11 protein-coding genes are annotated in these 15,843 nt (G+C 65.0%); 7 read left to right on the forward strand and 4 right to left on the reverse strand.

The features are described from left to right. Window positions 1–180 precede the first annotated feature (180 nt). Entirely contained in the window at window positions 181–1,056 is an 876-nt protein-coding gene (gene galU, locus GM910_RS14560; RefSeq protein ID WP_159588417.1) for a UTP--glucose-1-phosphate uridylyltransferase GalU, read from the reverse strand. 185 nt (window positions 1,057–1,241) lie between these two features. Between galU and GM910_RS14565 the strand changes: the two genes are divergently transcribed. Beyond that, complete coding sequence (locus tag GM910_RS14565) at window positions 1,242–2,465, forward strand: lytic murein transglycosylase (protein ID WP_246226144.1); 1,224 nt, start codon at window positions 1,242–1,244, stop codon at window positions 2,463–2,465. Window positions 2,466–2,475: 10 nt separating this feature from the next. Beyond that, a complete protein-coding gene (locus tag GM910_RS14570; RefSeq protein WP_159588421.1) occupies window positions 2,476–3,690 on the forward strand; it encodes an SGNH/GDSL hydrolase family protein in 1,215 nt (404 codons plus the stop codon). Between the two features lie 244 nt (window positions 3,691–3,934). On the opposite strand, the gene GM910_RS14575 is transcribed toward GM910_RS14570, so the two are convergent. Both GM910_RS14575 and gltB read right to left on the reverse strand, forming a co-directional pair. Beyond that, window positions 3,935–5,389: a glutamate synthase subunit beta gene (locus GM910_RS14575; RefSeq protein ID WP_159588423.1), complete on the reverse strand. Its 1,455-nt coding sequence runs from the start codon at window positions 5,387–5,389 to the stop codon at window positions 3,935–3,937. Between the two features lie 62 nt (window positions 5,390–5,451). Then, on the reverse strand, window positions 5,452–10,179 hold the full coding sequence (gene gltB / locus GM910_RS14580; protein ID WP_159588425.1) for a glutamate synthase large subunit: 4,728 nt from the start codon (window positions 10,177–10,179) through the stop codon (window positions 5,452–5,454). A 604-nt stretch (window positions 10,180–10,783) separates the two neighbouring features. Between gltB and GM910_RS14585 the strand changes: the two genes are divergently transcribed. Continuing rightward, on the forward strand, window positions 10,784–11,827 hold the full coding sequence (locus tag GM910_RS14585; RefSeq protein ID WP_159588572.1) for a threonine aldolase family protein: 1,044 nt from the start codon (window positions 10,784–10,786) through the stop codon (window positions 11,825–11,827). 139 nt (window positions 11,828–11,966) lie between these two features. Here GM910_RS14585 and GM910_RS14590 read toward each other — a convergent pair whose 3' ends face one another. Further along, on the reverse strand, window positions 11,967–12,959 hold the full coding sequence (locus GM910_RS14590) for an omptin family outer membrane protease (RefSeq protein WP_159588427.1): 993 nt from the start codon (window positions 12,957–12,959) through the stop codon (window positions 11,967–11,969). Window positions 12,960–13,223: 264 nt separating this feature from the next. Between GM910_RS14590 and GM910_RS14595 the strand changes: the two genes are divergently transcribed. Genes GM910_RS14595 through GM910_RS14610 form a run of 4 tightly spaced genes read left to right on the forward strand, consistent with a single transcriptional unit; the run spans window position 13,224 to window position 15,789 of the window. Continuing rightward, window positions 13,224–13,547 (forward strand): BufA1 family periplasmic bufferin-type metallophore, encoded by a 324-nt coding sequence (locus GM910_RS14595; protein ID WP_159588429.1) that lies wholly within the window; start codon window positions 13,224–13,226, stop codon window positions 13,545–13,547. 28 nt (window positions 13,548–13,575) lie between these two features. Continuing rightward, a complete protein-coding gene (bufB, locus tag GM910_RS14600; protein WP_159588431.1) occupies window positions 13,576–14,487 on the forward strand; it encodes an MNIO family bufferin maturase in 912 nt (303 codons plus the stop codon). Further along, the gene (locus tag GM910_RS14605; protein WP_246226146.1) at window positions 14,480–15,295 is read left to right on the forward strand and encodes an HvfC/BufC N-terminal domain-containing protein; all 816 of its coding nucleotides are present in this window, start codon (window positions 14,480–14,482) and stop codon (window positions 15,293–15,295) included. Before bufB ends, GM910_RS14605 begins: the two co-directional genes overlap by 8 nt. Continuing rightward, window positions 15,292–15,789 (forward strand): DoxX family protein, encoded by a 498-nt coding sequence (locus GM910_RS14610; RefSeq protein WP_159588433.1) that lies wholly within the window; start codon window positions 15,292–15,294, stop codon window positions 15,787–15,789. The genes GM910_RS14605 and GM910_RS14610 overlap by 4 nt, the downstream gene beginning before the upstream one ends. The last annotated feature ends 54 nt before the right edge of the window (window positions 15,790–15,843 follow it).

A 15,843-nucleotide genomic window follows, 5' to 3' on the forward strand; every position in this document is an offset into this window, starting at 1 on the left:
TATCATCGACCTCTTCACGCCGGCCGAATGCGCCAACTACTTCAGGGCCGCAGGATATGACCCGGATTAAACAGGACGTGCTCTAGCGTTGCAGAACAAGTGCCGGAGCAGGCGGCCGGCGCAATCTCCCCCCTTGCGGGGGAGATGTCCGGCAGGACAGAGGGGGGCGCGAAAGGGCGCCTATTCTTCGCCCAAAATTTCCTTCATCAGCCGCCTCAGGCGCGGGCGCATTTCCTCGCGCTTGAGGGCGAAGGCGAGGTTGGCTTCCACGAAGCCTTCCGGCGAGCCGCAGTCGAACGTAAGCCCCTCGTAAATATACGCGTAAAAAGGCTGTTTCGCGTGCAGCCGCAGCATGGCGTCGGTAATCTGGATCTCGCCGCCGGCGCCGGTCTCCTGATTTTCCAGGAGCGAGAAAATCTCCGGCTGCAGGATGTAGCGGCCGTTGATGAAGAAGTTGGACGGCGCGTCTTCCGGCTTCGGCTTTTCCACCATGGCGGTGATCTCGAAGCCCGTATGGGTGGCTTTGCCGCGCCCGACGATGCCGTATTTATGCGTCTCTGACGGATCGCACTCCTCCACCCCCAGCACATTGCCGCCGGTCTCCTCGTAAAGCGCGACCATCTGCTTCAGGCAGCCCTTCTCCGACTGCATGATCATGTCGGGCAGAAGCAGCGCGAAAGGCTCTCCGCCCACAAGCTCGCGCGCGCACCATACCGCATGCCCCAGCCCCAGCGGCTCCTGTTGGCGCGTATAGCTCGTCTCGCCCGGTTGCGGTTGCATCGCCTTCAGGCGCTCCAGGACGTCGGTCTTGCCGCGCCGCGAAAGGGTCTCGTAAAGCTCCACCTGCACATCGAAGTGATCTTCGAGGGCTGTCTTGTTGCGCCCGGTCACGAAGATGAAATGCTCGATGCCGGCCTCGCGCGCCTCCTCCACCACGTATTGGATGACGGGCCTGTCCACCACCGTAAGCATTTCCTTCGGTATCGCCTTGGTGGCGGGCAGGAAGCGGGTTCCGAGGCCTGCGACAGGAAATACAGCTTTGCGTATTCTCTTCATGCGGCAAATCCCTCAATATCTTGACGTCCGGCAACCACCGGACAATGCTGAAGCAGGGTTGTTCGTTCCTGGACCGAAAGGTGAATTCTATACGCCTCGCCCCGCTTCGGCCCGGTTATATGGTAAACCCTTTCCTAACCGCAATCGGCGATAAAGACGGCCTGGTTGTTCCGATGGAGGTTGGAATGTTTGCAAAGAGAGCCGCCACTGGCCTCACCGCAGCCACGCTTTTCATGGCCGCCGTCTTCGTTGCGTTCACCGCCGGGCCGGCGCTTGCCGATGCCGGGTTCCAGCGCTGGATCGCAGAATTCCGCAATGTCGCCCTTCAAAACGGTATTTCGGGTGCCACCTATGACAGGGCCTTCAGCGGCGTTACGGCGCCCGATCCGGAGGTTTTGGAAAAGGCGCGCTATCAGCCCGAGTTCCGGTCCGAGGCCTGGGAATATTTCGACAACCGCCTGCAGGAAAGGACTATCCGGACCGGCCGCCAGCTTGCCCGCCAGTGGAAACCGTGGCTCGATCGGATCGAAAGCCAGTTCGGCGTCAGCCAGCACATCCTTTTGGCCATCTGGTCGATCGAATCCAACTATGGCGAGGTGCTGAAGAACGACAGCGTCATGCGCAGCCTGCCGCGCTCGCTTGCCACCCTTGCCTATGCCGACAGCCGACGGGCGAAGTTCGCCCGAAGCCAGCTCATCGCCGCGCTTAAAATCGTCGAGCGCGGCGATATCTCCGCCAACCAGCTCACCAGCTCCTGGGCCGGCGCCATGGGCCACACCCAGTTCATCCCCACCAGCTACCAGGCCTATGCGGTCGACATGGACGGCGACGGCCGGCGCGACATCTGGAACTCGGTGCCCGACGCGCTGGCGACGGCGGCCAACCTCCTGCGCCAGAACGGCTGGCGGAGTGGGGAGACCTGGGGCTACGAGGTGGTTCTGCCGGGGGGCCGCAAGTTCCCCGCCGGCACGATGTCGCTCAGCCGCTGGGCCGGGATCGGCGTCGTGCGCGCCAACGGCAAGCCCTTTCCGCGTCCCTCCGACAATGCGGAGTTGAAGGTGCCCGACGGCCGCGCCGGACCGGCCTTTCTGGCGACCAAGAATTTCTTTGTTATCAAGCGTTACAACAACTCCGACAAATATGCCCTTGCGGTCGGGCTTCTGGCCGACCAGATTGCCGGCTACAGTGGACTGGTGCAGGACTGGAACCGCCCCTTCGAGCGGCTGTCCGACCGGGAGACGGAAGAATTGCAGAAGCGCCTCGGCGCGCTCGGCTATTACGAAGGTCCGATCGACGGCAAGATCGGCTCCGGCTCGCGCAGCGCCATCAAGGCGTTTCAGGAGCGCATGGGCCTTGCGCAGGACGGGCATCCGAGCAAGGAAGTGCTGAAACGGCTGCGAGGCAGGTAGGAGACAGCCAATGACGGCAGGCGCGCGCACCGCTCCCCGCTTCCCGCCGCTGGTGCTGGCCGTGCTCGGCCTTGCCGTCTTCTTTACCGCCCTGCCCTCCTTCCAGGATGGCGCCTTTGCGCAGGAAGTGATCCGCAGGCGCGGTATCCTCGATCTCTTCTTCGGCCCGCCACGGCGAGAGCAACTGCCTCCGGTCCGCCAACCGCAGCGCGTATTTCCCGAAGCACCCGGCGCTACCCGGCAGCGAAGCGCAGCGCCCGCCGCCACGCCGCGACAGCCCGCCCGCACCGCGCCCGCAGCACCCCCCGAGCCGGTGATCGAGAAGCTGGAAAACGCCCGCGTCGTCCTCGTGGTCGGCGACTTTCTCGCCGGCGGGCTGGCCGAGGGGCTCGAAGCGGCCTACGCCGAATCGCCGGGCGTGCGCATCGTCGACCGCAGCAACGGCTCGTCCGGCCTCGTGCGCGACGATTTTTATGATTGGAACGGCGAGATCACGCCGATCCTTGAGGAGGTGGAGCCGGACGTGTTGGTCGTCATGATCGGCTCCAACGACCGCCAACAGCTTGTCGTGAACGGCCAGCGCGAGGACCCGCAGAGCGAACCGTGGCTCAAGGAGTACACACGCCGGGTGACGGCTTTCGCCGAGGCGGCCGAAACCGCGGAAGTGCCCCTCGTCTGGACCGGGCTCCCGCCATTCAAATCTTCATCCATGTCGTCGGATATGCTGGCCTTCAACGACATCCACAAGCAGGCGGCGGAGGCCGTCGGCGGCACCTTCGTCGACATCTGGGAAGGTTTCGTGGACGAGAACGGCGCCTTCGTCTTCACCGGACCGGACATGAACGGGCAGCCGGTGCGCCTGCGCGGCAGCGACGGCATCAATCTGACGCGGTCCGCCAAGCGCAAGGTCGCCTTCTATGTGGAGAAGCCGCTGGGCAAGCTTCTGGGCGGCGCCGTCGCGCCCGGCATCGAACAGCTCGATATCGAGAACCTGCCCGAACCGGGGGTTGCGCTGGGCGAGCCGGCCGACAGCGGCCGCACCGGTCCGATCTCGCTCGCCGGTCCCGATCTCGGCGGCAGCAGCGAGTTGCTTGGCGCCACGCCCCCGCCGTCGGCCGCGTCGGATCGCCCGACACCGGAGACCCAGCCCGGCCGCGCCGACAATTTCTCGCTGCGCCAGAGGCGCGAAGCGCCGGTGGAAGAGACGACGACCTCGGGACCTTGAAGCGGGATGCATTCAGGTGGAACCGGAAGACCGGTAACACCGGTGCCCCTTCGCGCCCCCCTCTGTCCTGCCGGACATCTCCCCCACACGGGGGGAGATTGGCTGTCATGTCGCTTTCGCCAACCTTCCAACGCTGCAGGAGGGGCGAAATATCGATGAAGAGATGATCTCCCCCCGTGTGGGGGAGATGTCCGGCAGGACAGAGGGGGGCGCGAAGGGGCGTGGCGGTAAATCGTAACCGTAACTACCGCGGCAGCACCGTGGTTCCCATCAGGAACTCGTCGATGGCGCGCGCCGCCTGGCGGCCTTCGCGGATGGCCCAGACCACCAGCGACTGGCCGCGCCGCACGTCGCCGGCGGCGAAGAGGCGGTCGATGGTGGTGCGGTAGTCCTTGTCGTCCGCCGCCACGTTGGTGGAGTTGCGTCGATCGACGTCGATCGTCAGCTTGTCGCCCATTTCGCTCAGGACGCCCGTTTCGACCGGCCCGGCAAAGCCGATGGCGATGAAGGCGAGATCGGCCTTGATGATGAACTCCGTACCGGCGATGGGCTTGCGCCTCTCGTCCACCTCGCAGCACTTGACGCCGGTCAGCTCCCCGTCCTCGCCGACAAATTCGAGCGTGGCGACCTGGAACTCCCGTTGCGCGCCTTCCGCCTGGGATGAGGAGGTGCGCATCTTCGTCGCCCAGTAGGGCCAGACGGCAAGCTTGTCTTCCTTCTCCGGCGGCCTGGGGCGGATGTCGAGCTGGGTGACACGCACGGCGCCCTGGCGGAAGGAGGTGCCCACGCAGTCCGACGCCGTATCGCCGCCGCCGACGACGACGACATGCTTGCCGCCGGCAAGGATGGGCTCGGACGGCCAGGCGACGGACTGGATATCCTCGCCGCCGATGCGCCGGTTCTGCTGCACCAGATAGGGCATGGCGTCGTGCACGCCGTTAAGCTCGACGCCGGGGATGCCGGCCGGGCGCGGCTTCTCCGAGCCGCCGCAGTAGAGCACGGCGTCATGCTCGGCCAGAAGCTTGGCCACGGGCTTGTCGACGCCGACATTAACGCCGCAATGGAAGGTCACGCCCTCGCCCTGCATCTGCTCGACACGGCGGTCGATATAGCGCTTTTCGATCTTGAAGTCGGGGATGCCATAGCGCATCAGCCCGCCGGGCCGGCTCTCGCGCTCGTAGACATGCACATCGTGGCCGGCGCGGCCCAGCTGCTGGGCCGCCGCCATGCCGGCTGGGCCGGAGCCGATGACGGCCACCCGCTTGCCCGTCTTCTTCTCCGCCGGCTGCGGACGGATGTAGCCCAGCTCATAGGCCTTGTCGCCGATCGCCTGCTCGACGGTCTTGATGGCGACGGGAACGTCTTCGAGGTTCAGTGTGCACGCTTCCTCGCAGGGTGCCGGGCAGATGCGGCCGGTCCACTCCGGGAAGTTGTTGGTGGAGTGGAGATTGCGGATCGCCGTCTCCCAGTCGCCGCGATAGACGAGGTCGTTCCAGTCGGGAATCTGGTTGTGCACGGGGCAGCCCATCGGCCCATGGCAGAAGGGAATGCCGCAATCCATGCATCGCGCAGCCTGTTTCTCGACCTCCTTGTCCGACATCGGCAGCGTGAATTCGCGGAAATGCCGAATCCGGTCTGACGCCGGCTGGTACTTGTTCTCCTGCCGGTCGATCTCAAGAAAGCCTGTAACCTTGCCCATACTCATTCCTTGTCCCTGACGGCCTGCTCAGGCCCGCAGCTAGTTTTCAAATGCGAGAGGGATTACTCCGCCGCCAATCCCATCCGCATGCGCTCCATCTCCTCCAGCGCCCTGCGGTACTCGACCGGCATGACCTTGCGGAACTTGGGCCGGTAGTCGGCCCAGTTGTCGAGGATCGCCCGGGCCCGTTCCGAACCCGTGTAGCGGAAGTGGTTGGAGATGAGATGCGCCAGGCGCTCCTCGTCGTGGCGGGTCATGTCGCCGGACACGTCGACGCGGCCCATATGGGCGATGTCGCCACCGTGGTGGTGCAGCTTTTCGAGGATCTCGTCCTCTTCCGGCACCGGCTCCAGCTCGACCATGGCCATGTTGCAGCGCTCGGCGAAATCGCCCGCCTCGTCCAGCACATAGGCAACGCCGCCCGACATGCCGGCCGCGAAGTTGCGGCCGGTCTGGCCGAGCACGACGACGAGGCCGCCCGTCATGTATTCGCAGCCGTGGTCGCCCACGCCTTCAACGACTGCAACCGCGCCGGAGTTGCGCACGGCGAAGCGTTCGCCCGCTACGCCGCGGAAGTAGCACTCGCCTTCGATGGCGCCGTAGAGCACCGTGTTGCCGACGATGATGGAGCGCTCCGGCACGATGGCGGATTTGGCGGAAGGCCGGATGACGATGCGTCCGCCCGACAGCCCCTTGCCGACATAATCGTTGGCGTCACCCTCGAGATCGAAGGAGATGCCGCGCGCCAGGAAGGCGCCGAAGGACTGGCCCGCCGTGCCGGTAAGCCGCACGGAAATGGTGTCGTCCTTGAGCCCCTTGTGGCCGTAACGCCTGGCCACCTCGCCCGAGAGCATGGCGCCCGTGGTGCGGTCTATGTTGCAGATATCGGTCTCGAAGGTGACCGGCTCCTTGCGCTCAAGCGCCGGCTGGGCTGCCGCGATCAGCTTGCGGTCGAGGATGTCCTCGATCGGGTGCTTCTGCCGCTCGCTCCAACGGATCGCCTCGCGCGGCGCCTCGGGCTTGAAGAAGACGCGGGAGAAGTCGAGCCCCTTGGCCTTCCAATGGTCGATCATCGCCCGCTTTTCCAGAAGGTCGGACTGGCCGATGATGTCGTCGAGCCTGGTGAAGCCCATCTCCGCCAGAAGGGCGCGCACTTCCTCCGCAACGTAGAAGAAGTAGTTGATGACGTGCTCGGGCGTGCCCTTGAAGCGCTTGCGGAGCACCGGATCCTGGGTGGCGACGCCCACCGGGCAGGTGTTCAAGTGGCACTTGCGCATCATGATGCAGCCGGCCGCGATCAGCGGCGCGGTGGAGAAGCCGAACTCGTCGGCCCCCAGAAGCGCGCCGACGATCACGTCGCGCCCGGTGCGCAAGCCGCCGTCGACCTGCAACGCAATTCTGCTGCGCAGGCCGTTCAGGACGAGCGTCTGGTGCGTCTCGGCGAGACCCATCTCCCAGGGGCTGCCGGCATGTTTGATGGAGGTGAGCGGCGAGGCGCCCGTGCCGCCGTCATAGCCGGCGATGGTGATGTGGTCGGCACGCGCCTTGGCGACGCCCGCCGCCACCGTGCCGACGCCGACTTCCGAGACGAGCTTGACCGACACGCCGCCCGTCGGGTTGACGTTCTTCAGGTCGAAGATGAGCTGCGCCAGGTCCTCGATGGAATAGATGTCGTGGTGCGGCGGCGGCGAGATGAGGCCGACGCCCGGCGTCGAATGGCGCACCTTGGCGATGGTCGCGTCCACCTTGTGGCCGGGAAGCTGGCCGCCCTCGCCGGGCTTGGCGCCCTGCGCCACCTTGATCTGCATCATGTCGGAGTTGACGAGATACTCGGTGGTCACGCCGAAGCGCCCGCTCGCCACCTGCTTGATGGCCGAGCGCTCGGGGTTCATCGTGCCGTCGGGCAACGGCATGAAGCGATCCGCCTCCTCGCCGCCCTCGCCGGTGTTCGACTTGCCGCCGATGGCGTTCATGGCGCGCGCCAGCGTGGTGTGCGCTTCGCGGCTGATGGCGCCGAAGGAGATGGCGCCGGTGGAGAAGCGCTTGACGATCTCCGCCGCCGGTTCGACCTCGTCGACGGATACCGGCTTGCGCCCGGCCTTCTCGGCGGTCCTGATCTCGAACAGGCCGCGAATGGTCTTGGCCCTGGCCGTCTCGCCGTTGATGAGTTCGGCGAACTCCTGATAGTTCTCCCACGACCTCTTGCGCACGGCGTGCTGCAGCGTGGCCACGGCATCCGGCGACCACGCATGTTCCTCGCCGCGGATGCGGTAGTTGTACTCGCCGCCCACGTCCAGGAAGTTGCGGAGCACCGGATCGTCGCTGAAAGCGGCCGCATGGCGGGAAACCGTCTCCGCCGCGATCTCCTCCAGCCCCACGCCCTCGATCGTCGTGGCAGTGCCGGTGAAATACTGCTCGACGAAGTCGGACCTGAGACCCACCGCATCGAAAATCTGCGCGCCGCAATAGGACTGGTAGGTGGAGATGCCCATCTTGGACATCACCTTCAGGATGCCCTTGCCGATGGACTTGATGTAGCGCTTCACCACTTCGTTCGGGTCGACCTCGGGCGGGAACTCGCCCTTGGCATGCATGTCGAGCAGCGTGTCGAAGGCGAGGTAAGGGTTGATGGCCTCGGCGCCGTAGCCCGCCAGACAGCAGAAATGATGCACCTCGCGCGGCTCTCCCGATTCCACGACGAGGCCGACGGAGGTCCTGAGACCCTTGCGGATCAGGTGATGGTGCACCGCCGCGGTGGCGAGCAGCATGGGAATGGCGATGCGGTCGGGGCCGATCTGCCGGTCCGACAGGATGATGATGTTGTAGCCGCCGGCCACCGCCGCTTCCGCGCGGTCGCACAGCCGGTCGAGCGCGCCGATCATGCCCGCCGCCCCTTCGAGCGCCGAATAGGTGATGTCCAGCGTCTTGGTGTCGAAGCGGTCTTCGGTGTGGCCGATGGAGCGGATCTTCTCGAGGTCGCCGTTGGTCAGGATCGGCTGACGCACTTCGAGCCGCTTACGGCGCGAGTTGCCGACGAGGTCGAAGATGTTGGGCCGTGGGCCGATGAAGGAGACCAGGCTCATCACCAGCTCCTCGCGGATCGGGTCGATCGGCGGGTTGGTGACCTGGGCGAAGTTCTGCTTGAAATAGGTGTAGAGCAGCTTCGACTTGTCCGACATCGCCGAGATCGGCGTGTCGGTGCCCATGGAGCCGATACCCTCCTGGCCGGTGGTGGCCATGGGCGGCATCAGCATCCTGACGTCTTCCTGCGTGTAGCCGAAGGCCTGCTGCCGGTCGAGCTGCGAGACATCCTGCCTGAGTTCGCGCGGCGCCACGGGCTTCAGCTCCTCCAGGATGAGCTGTGTGTTGTTCAGCCACTCGCGGAAGGGATGCTTGGTGGCGATCTGCGCCTTCAACTCGTCGTCGGAGATGATGCGCCCTTCATCAAGGTCGAGGAGCAGCATGCGGCCGGGCTGCAGCCGCCACTTGGCGACGACATTCTCCTCTGGCACCGTCAGCGCGCCGGCCTCCGACGCCATGATGACGCGGTCATCGCCGGTGACGAGGTAGCGTGCGGGCCTGAGGCCGTTGCGGTCGAGCGTGGCACCGATCTGCCGGCCGTCCGTGAAGGCCACCGCCGCCGGGCCGTCCCACGGCTCCATGAGGGCTGCGTGATACTCGTAGAAGGCCTGCCGCTCGGGGCTCATCAGCTTGTTGCCGGCCCAGGCCTCCGGGATGAGCATCATCATGGCGTGCACCATCGGGTAGCCGCCCTGATTGAGGAACTCCAGCGCGTTGTCGAAACACGCCGTGTCAGACTGCCCTTCGTAGGAGATCGGCCACAGCTTGGAGATATCGTTGCCGAAAAGCTCCGAATCCACCGACGCCTGGCGCGCCGCCATCCAATTGACGTTGCCGCGCAGCGTGTTGATCTCGCCGTTGTGGGCGACCATGCGGTAGGGGTGCGCCAGCTTCCAGGAGGGGAAGGTGTTGGTGGAGAAGCGCTGGTGCACCAGCGCCAGCGCCGACTCGAAGCGCGGATCCTTCAAATCCCGGTAATAGGCGCCGAGCTGATAGGCCAGGAACATGCCCTTGTAGACGACGGTGCGTGCCGACAAAGAGACATTGTAGAAGCCGTCGTCGCGCCCCTCCGTCTCTTCATGGATGCGCCCGGAAACCACCTTGCGCAGGATATAGAGGCGACGCTCGAAATCCTCTTCGTCGGCGATGCTCTGGCCGCGGCCGATGAAGACCTGGCGATGCACCGGTTCCGAAGCGACGATCTCCGGCGCCTTGGAAAGGCAGGAATTGTCCACCGGCACGTCGCGGAAGCCCAGAAGCACCTGCCCCTCGGCGCGCGTGACCTCGGCGATGATCTCCTCGATATGCGCCCTGAGTTCGGCGTCCTGCGGCATGAACAGATGGCCGACGCCATAGCTGCCGGCCTCCGGCAGTTCGACGCCCTCTTTCGCCATCTCCTCGCGGAAGAAGCGGTCGGGAATCTGCACCAGCATGCCGGCGCCGTCGCCCACCAGCGGGTCCGCGCCCACCGCACCGCGGTGCGTCAGGTTCTCCAGCATCGCCAAGCCGTCTTCGATGATGGAGTGCGACTTGGCACCCTTCATATGCGCGACGAAGCCGACGCCGCACGAATCGTGCTCGTTGCGCGGGTCGTAAAGGCCGCGCGCGGACGGCAGGCCGGCGGGAAAAGCGGTACGTTTGGCGGCAGCCGTCCGGGTCCGCACGGCGGGCACCTGCCCGGTCGATACAGATGGCGTCATGTCCGTCATCGCTTCATCCTCCGCGTTCGGCCCTCCGGGGCGTCGGGTCTATTTCGGGCGGCCCTCGTGTCGACGGCGCATCCCGGTTGGTCGGTCGGCGTATCTTGCGAAAAGCCGGAAGAACGCTTTGCCGTCTCTCCCACGGCGCGCTTCTTCTAATAGGCGATGCGCAGGATCCCCTCCTGTGCCCCACCATATCCGCGCATTCTTCTGGTGCCTCGGTGCCGCTATTATAGCGCAAACCGGCCCGCGAACAGCGGATAAATAAGACAGCACTCCTGTCCTATTTCCTCACATGCCAGAAAACGGCGCGCCGCACAAGACGAAAATGTAAAAAAACCACTCCGGCGGAGCAACAAAGTTGCGGTATTTGCGTCGCTTCGGCAAGTTCGCTAGTGGTCTGACCCAAACAGATGGTACCCATCTGTTTGGAAAAGTCAGCCCACAAGCTATTAATCTGGTGGGGCGATTTGTCCTGACAGATGGGTACCATCTGTCAGGATCGCACCACTAGCGTCCACAGGCTGCCGCGCCACCCGCCTTACTTAATTCTTGAATCCGCGCCGGCAACACGCAAGGGTGCGCCCGCAACTAAAAGGTCACCCCGATGCCGATCAATTTTGCTTCCGACAACTGGGCCGGCGCCCATCCCGCCATCGCGCAAGCGCTGACCGAGCAATCGGGCGGCTTTGCCACGGCCTACGGCCTGAGCGACCTCGACCGCGCGGTGGAGGGGCGCTTCTGCGAGATTTTCGAGCGCGAAGTGGCGGTCTTCTTCGTCGCCACCGGCACGGCGGCCAATTCGCTCTCCATGGCGCTTGTGAACCGGCCGGGCGGCGTCATCTTCTGCCACGCGCATGCGCACATGCTGGAGGACGAGGGCGGAGCGCCGGAATATCTGACAGGCGGTGCCAGGACGCACGGCGTGGAGGGCGCGCTCGGCCGTGTGGGGACCGGGGCGCTGGGGAAGGCCATTCAGCAATTCCCCGCGGAATTCGTGCATATGGGCCAGCCCATGGCCGTCTCCATCACCCAGGCGACGGAAATCGGCACGGTCTATTCGCTGGACGAGATCGCCGCCATCTCACAGACCTGCCGCGCCCATGGACTGCCGCTGCACATGGACGGCGCCCGCTTCGCCAATGCGCTCGCAGCCCTCGACACCACGCCGGCGGAGATGACCTGGAAACGCGGCGTCGACATCGTCTCCTTCGGCGCCACCAAGAACGGCTGCTGGTGCGCCGAGGCGATCGTCGTGATGGACCCCACACAAGCCCGCGACATGCCCTTCCTGCGCAAGCGCGCCGCCCACCTCTTCTCCAAATCGCGCTTCATCGCCGCCCAGTTCGACGCCTATTTCCGCGATGACCTGTGGCTGAAGAACGCCCGCCATGCCAACGCGATGGCCGTGCGGCTCGCCGGCCACATCGGGAAGTCATCGAGGCTGCGGCTCGCCTGGCAGCCCGCCGCCAACGAGGTCTTCGCCATCATGGCCTCGTCGACGGCCGAGGAGTTCAAGGCGGCCGGCGTCATCTTCCATCCCTGGCAGGCGCCGCACGAAGGGCTGATCGGCGAAGGCGAGATGCTCGGCCGCTTCGTGACCAGCTTCGCCACCGCCGAGGAGGAGGTGGACCGGTTCGGAGGCATGATCGCCTGAAGCGAGCCGCATGCCCATGTCGCAATGATGCGGTCCTGACAGATGGTACCCATCTGTCAGGACAAATCGCCCCACCAGATCAATAGCTTGTGGGCTGGCTTACCCAAACGGATGGGTACCATCCGGTTGGGTCGGACCACTAGAAGCGGATGCGCGCGCCGAGGCCAAGCGTCAGCGTCCGCAAGGACGCGCCGGCCGCATCCTCGGCATAGGCGCTGTCTCCTGTACTGTGGTCCAGAGCGCGAATATCGCCCTTCATCTTGAAGTGGTTCTCATACCGGGCGAAGAGGAACGCATCGCCCGCACGCGAAACCGGCGCCGATGCCCGAAACTGCAGTCCCAGATAAGGGCTGGAGTGGAAATCCTCCTGGAATAAGATGGATCGCTGCCAGTGCTTGTCACGGTCGCCCGCGCGCACCGTGACACCTCCCAAGACTTCGGCGTCGAAAGAGATCACGCCAAGCTTGGCAGAGGTGCCGACGCCTCCGTATAGGACCGGGAACCGCTGCTGATAGGTGATGACCCGCTCCCCGTCAGGGGATACACCGACATAATCACGAAAACCGTCCTCGGAGGAATAGACGAAGTCTCCGCCGTAGGCAGTCATCTTCAGATCCGTACAACGGGCACCGCCGAGCAACTTCAGCGCAAGGCCTTGCCTTCTCCATACAGCGTAGCTGGCGCCAACATCGAACGCGAAGTAGTGATCCAAGCGGGTATCGGGGTGCCGGGACCGGTCTGTCCACTCGCCCGACCCGGGGTCCCAGGACCAGTCGTAATCAGCCATGAACGCATCATGGTGGATCCCCACCGTCGCCGACCCGAAGACCGTCCACCTCGGCGTGAGATCATACTCCGCCCGCGCCTCGATCGCGGCCGCCGAGGTGACGTCCCAGATCAGCCTGCTGATGGTCGATCCTTCAAAATAGACATATTCATTGGCGCGGACGTTGAAATACCCGGCGCCCACGGAGATCCTCAGGTCGTCGTCCCCGATGCTCCCCTGGGTGGAACGGTAATCGATGATACGGCCTCGCCACGGATCGTGGATCGTGTCCGCCGCCAAGGCTGGGGCAAATGACGAGAGAAAAGCCACGGATGCCAGTGCACCCGAGATGAGCAAGGACTTCAATACCGAACCCTCTTCGGAAAAATGTTGCTGAAATCGGTGGTCAATGGCTAACCGCCATACGGACAGGTTGCATTATATGAAATTTTTCGCAATCGTAAGGTGAATAACAGTTTGGAAGCTGACCTGTTCCACCTTCACGTTGGCGTCATCGGCTTGTTAGAGTTTCATCGCGCGGCGTTGATTTCCAAGTGACTGCCTCCTTTGGGAGAAGGGAGCGGCCGGTGATTGACCGGCTTCTTTTTGAACCCCAAGAGGAGAGAGTTCATGTCCACGAAGACCCTTATTGGCGCCGCTTACCTGGCGAGTGCCGTCACCGCCGCGCTGGCGACCGGCGCCGCCGCCGCTCCGCTGAGCGAGGCCGAAGTCAAGGCGGCGATGGATGCCGGTATGGAGAAGTGCTACGGCGTCGCGCTTGCCGGCCAGAACGACTGCGCGGCCGGCCCCGGCACCACCTGCCAGGGCACCTCGACCGTGGACTATCAGGGCAATGCCTGGAAGTTCGTCGCCGGAGGCACCTGCGAGACGATGGAGCTTCCCGGCGACCGCATGGGCTCGCCCGAAGCGCTCGACCGCGACATCCCGTCCTGATCGAAAACTGCCGGAAAGGGAGGCACCCATGGCCGGTATGCCTATCGTCAACCGCGTCGAGGCGGCCCGCTTTCCGGCATTCCCCGTGGGCGGGGCTGCCGGGGCGAGCCTGAAGCCGGAGCACCTTGCAGCCATCCACGCCGACCCGGCCCCGGTCGGCTTCTTCGAGATCCATGCGGAAAACTACATGGGCGCCGGCGGCCCGCCCCACGCGGCCCTTGCCGCCATCCGCGAGCGGTGGCCGGTATCGCTCCACGGCGTATGCATGTCCATCGGCGGCCCGCAGCCGCTCGACAAGGATCATCTCAAACGCTTCAAATCCCTGGTCGACCGCTACGAGCCGGCGCTGGTGTCGGAACACCTCGCCTGGTCGACCCACGAGACGACCTATTTCAACGACCTGCTGCCGCTGCCCTATACGCCGGCGACGCTTGACCGCGTGGCCGAGCATATCGAGGAGATGCAGGAAGCGATCGGCCGGCCGATCCTGCTCGAAAATCCTTCGACCTACGTCGTCTTCAAGGAATCGATGCTTGCCGAGACGGAATTCCTGCGCGCGCTTGTCCGGCGCACGGGTTGCGGCCTGCTGCTCGACGTCAACAACGTCTTCGTCTCCGCCACCAACCATGGCTATTCGGCGCTGGAGTATCTTGCCGACTTCCCGCTCGAACATGTCGGCGAAATCCATCTGGCCGGCCACGCCGAGCAGGAGGACGATGAAGGCGCGCTTCTGTTGATCGACAGCCACGACGGGCCGGTGACGGATGCCGTGTGGAAGCTCTACGAGATCGTGATCGGCCGCCGAGGTCCCATTCCAACGCTTGTCGAATGGGACAGCGACATTCCCGGGTGGCCCGTATTGAAGGCCGAGGCCCAGGCCGCTCAGGAAATCCTCGACCGCCACGCGGTATCCCAGATACGAGGCGCGGCGCATGGCTGAGCTGGTTGTCTCCATGGCGAAACGGCGGCTTGGCGGCCTCGCCTATGCGGCAGCGTTCACGCCGCCGCTGCTCGACCCCGAGGTCGAGGAGCCCGGACTGATCGCCGGGCCGAATGGCAAGGCGGCGAAGAAACGCTACAACGTCTACCGCAACAACGTGACGGTGAGCCTCATCAACGCGCTGGCGGACACGTTTCCAGCGACGCAGCGCATCGTCGGCGAAGAGTTCTTCCGCGCCATGGCCAGGATCCATGTGCGGCAGAGCCCGCCGGCGTCGCCGCTGCTGTTCGAATACGGGCGCGGTTTCGCGGATTTCATCGAAGGCTTCGAGCACGCGCGCGCGCTTCCCTATCTGGCCGACGTCGCGCGCATGGAGCGCGTCTGGCTCGACGCCTATCACGCCGCCGACGCCGCGCCGCTGAAGCCGGATGCGCTCGCCTCGATCCCGCCGGAAAGGCTTGGGCAGGCGACCTTCGCCGCCCACCCGGCGGCAAGGGTCGTGCGCTCCCGCTTTCCCGCCGTCACCATATTCGCGCTGAACCGACAGGACGGACCCGTCGGCCGGCTGGAGACCGCCGAGCCGGAGGACGGCCTGGTGACGCGTCCGCAGCTGGAGGTCTTCGTGCGCCGCCTGCCGCCTGGCGGCGCCGTGTTCCTGGAAAGCCTGATGGCGGGCAAGCCGCTTGGCAAGGCGGTAGCCGTGGCATTGGAAGACGACGAAAGGTTCGACCCGGCCGCCAATATCGCCGGGATGCTTGAAGCGGGCGCATTCACGGCGGTGGCGGTATCCGAAGGGGGAAGACGATGACCGATACGCAAGATGCCGGTTACGCAGGCAAACGCGTGCTTTCGAAGCTGGTCGAGCGGGCAAACGCGCTCGTCAGGGCGATCGCCTTTCCCTCGCTGACGCAACTTGCGCTGCGGCTGGCGCTTGCCGTCCCCTTCTGGCGCTCGGGCGTCAACAAATGGGACGGCTTCCTGGATCTCAACGAGGTGGCGGTGTTGCTCTTTGCCCAGGAATTCAAGCTGCACCTGCCCGGTGGGCCTTACGGCTTTCCAGCGCCTGGCGTCGTCGCCTTCCTCGCGGGCTCGGCCGAAATCCTGCTTCCACTGCTGCTCGTCGTCGGGCTGGCGACACGGCTTTCCGCCCTTGGCCTCTTGGTCATGACGATCGTCGTCCAGCTTACGGTGCCGAGCGGCTGGCCCGTGCATCTCACCTGGGCGGCGATGGCACTCGCCATCATGGCATGGGGGCCGGGCAAGGCGTCGGCCGATCACCTCCTTGCGCGGTTCGCCCGATAGCAAAAGCGGCGCCCGGAAGGCGCCGCTCTGTCGCCTCGATGAAGACCGAAGGCC

Source organism: Chelativorans xinjiangensis, from assembly GCF_009812055.1.
GTDB lineage: Bacteria > Pseudomonadota > Alphaproteobacteria > Rhizobiales > Rhizobiaceae > Chelativorans > Chelativorans xinjiangense.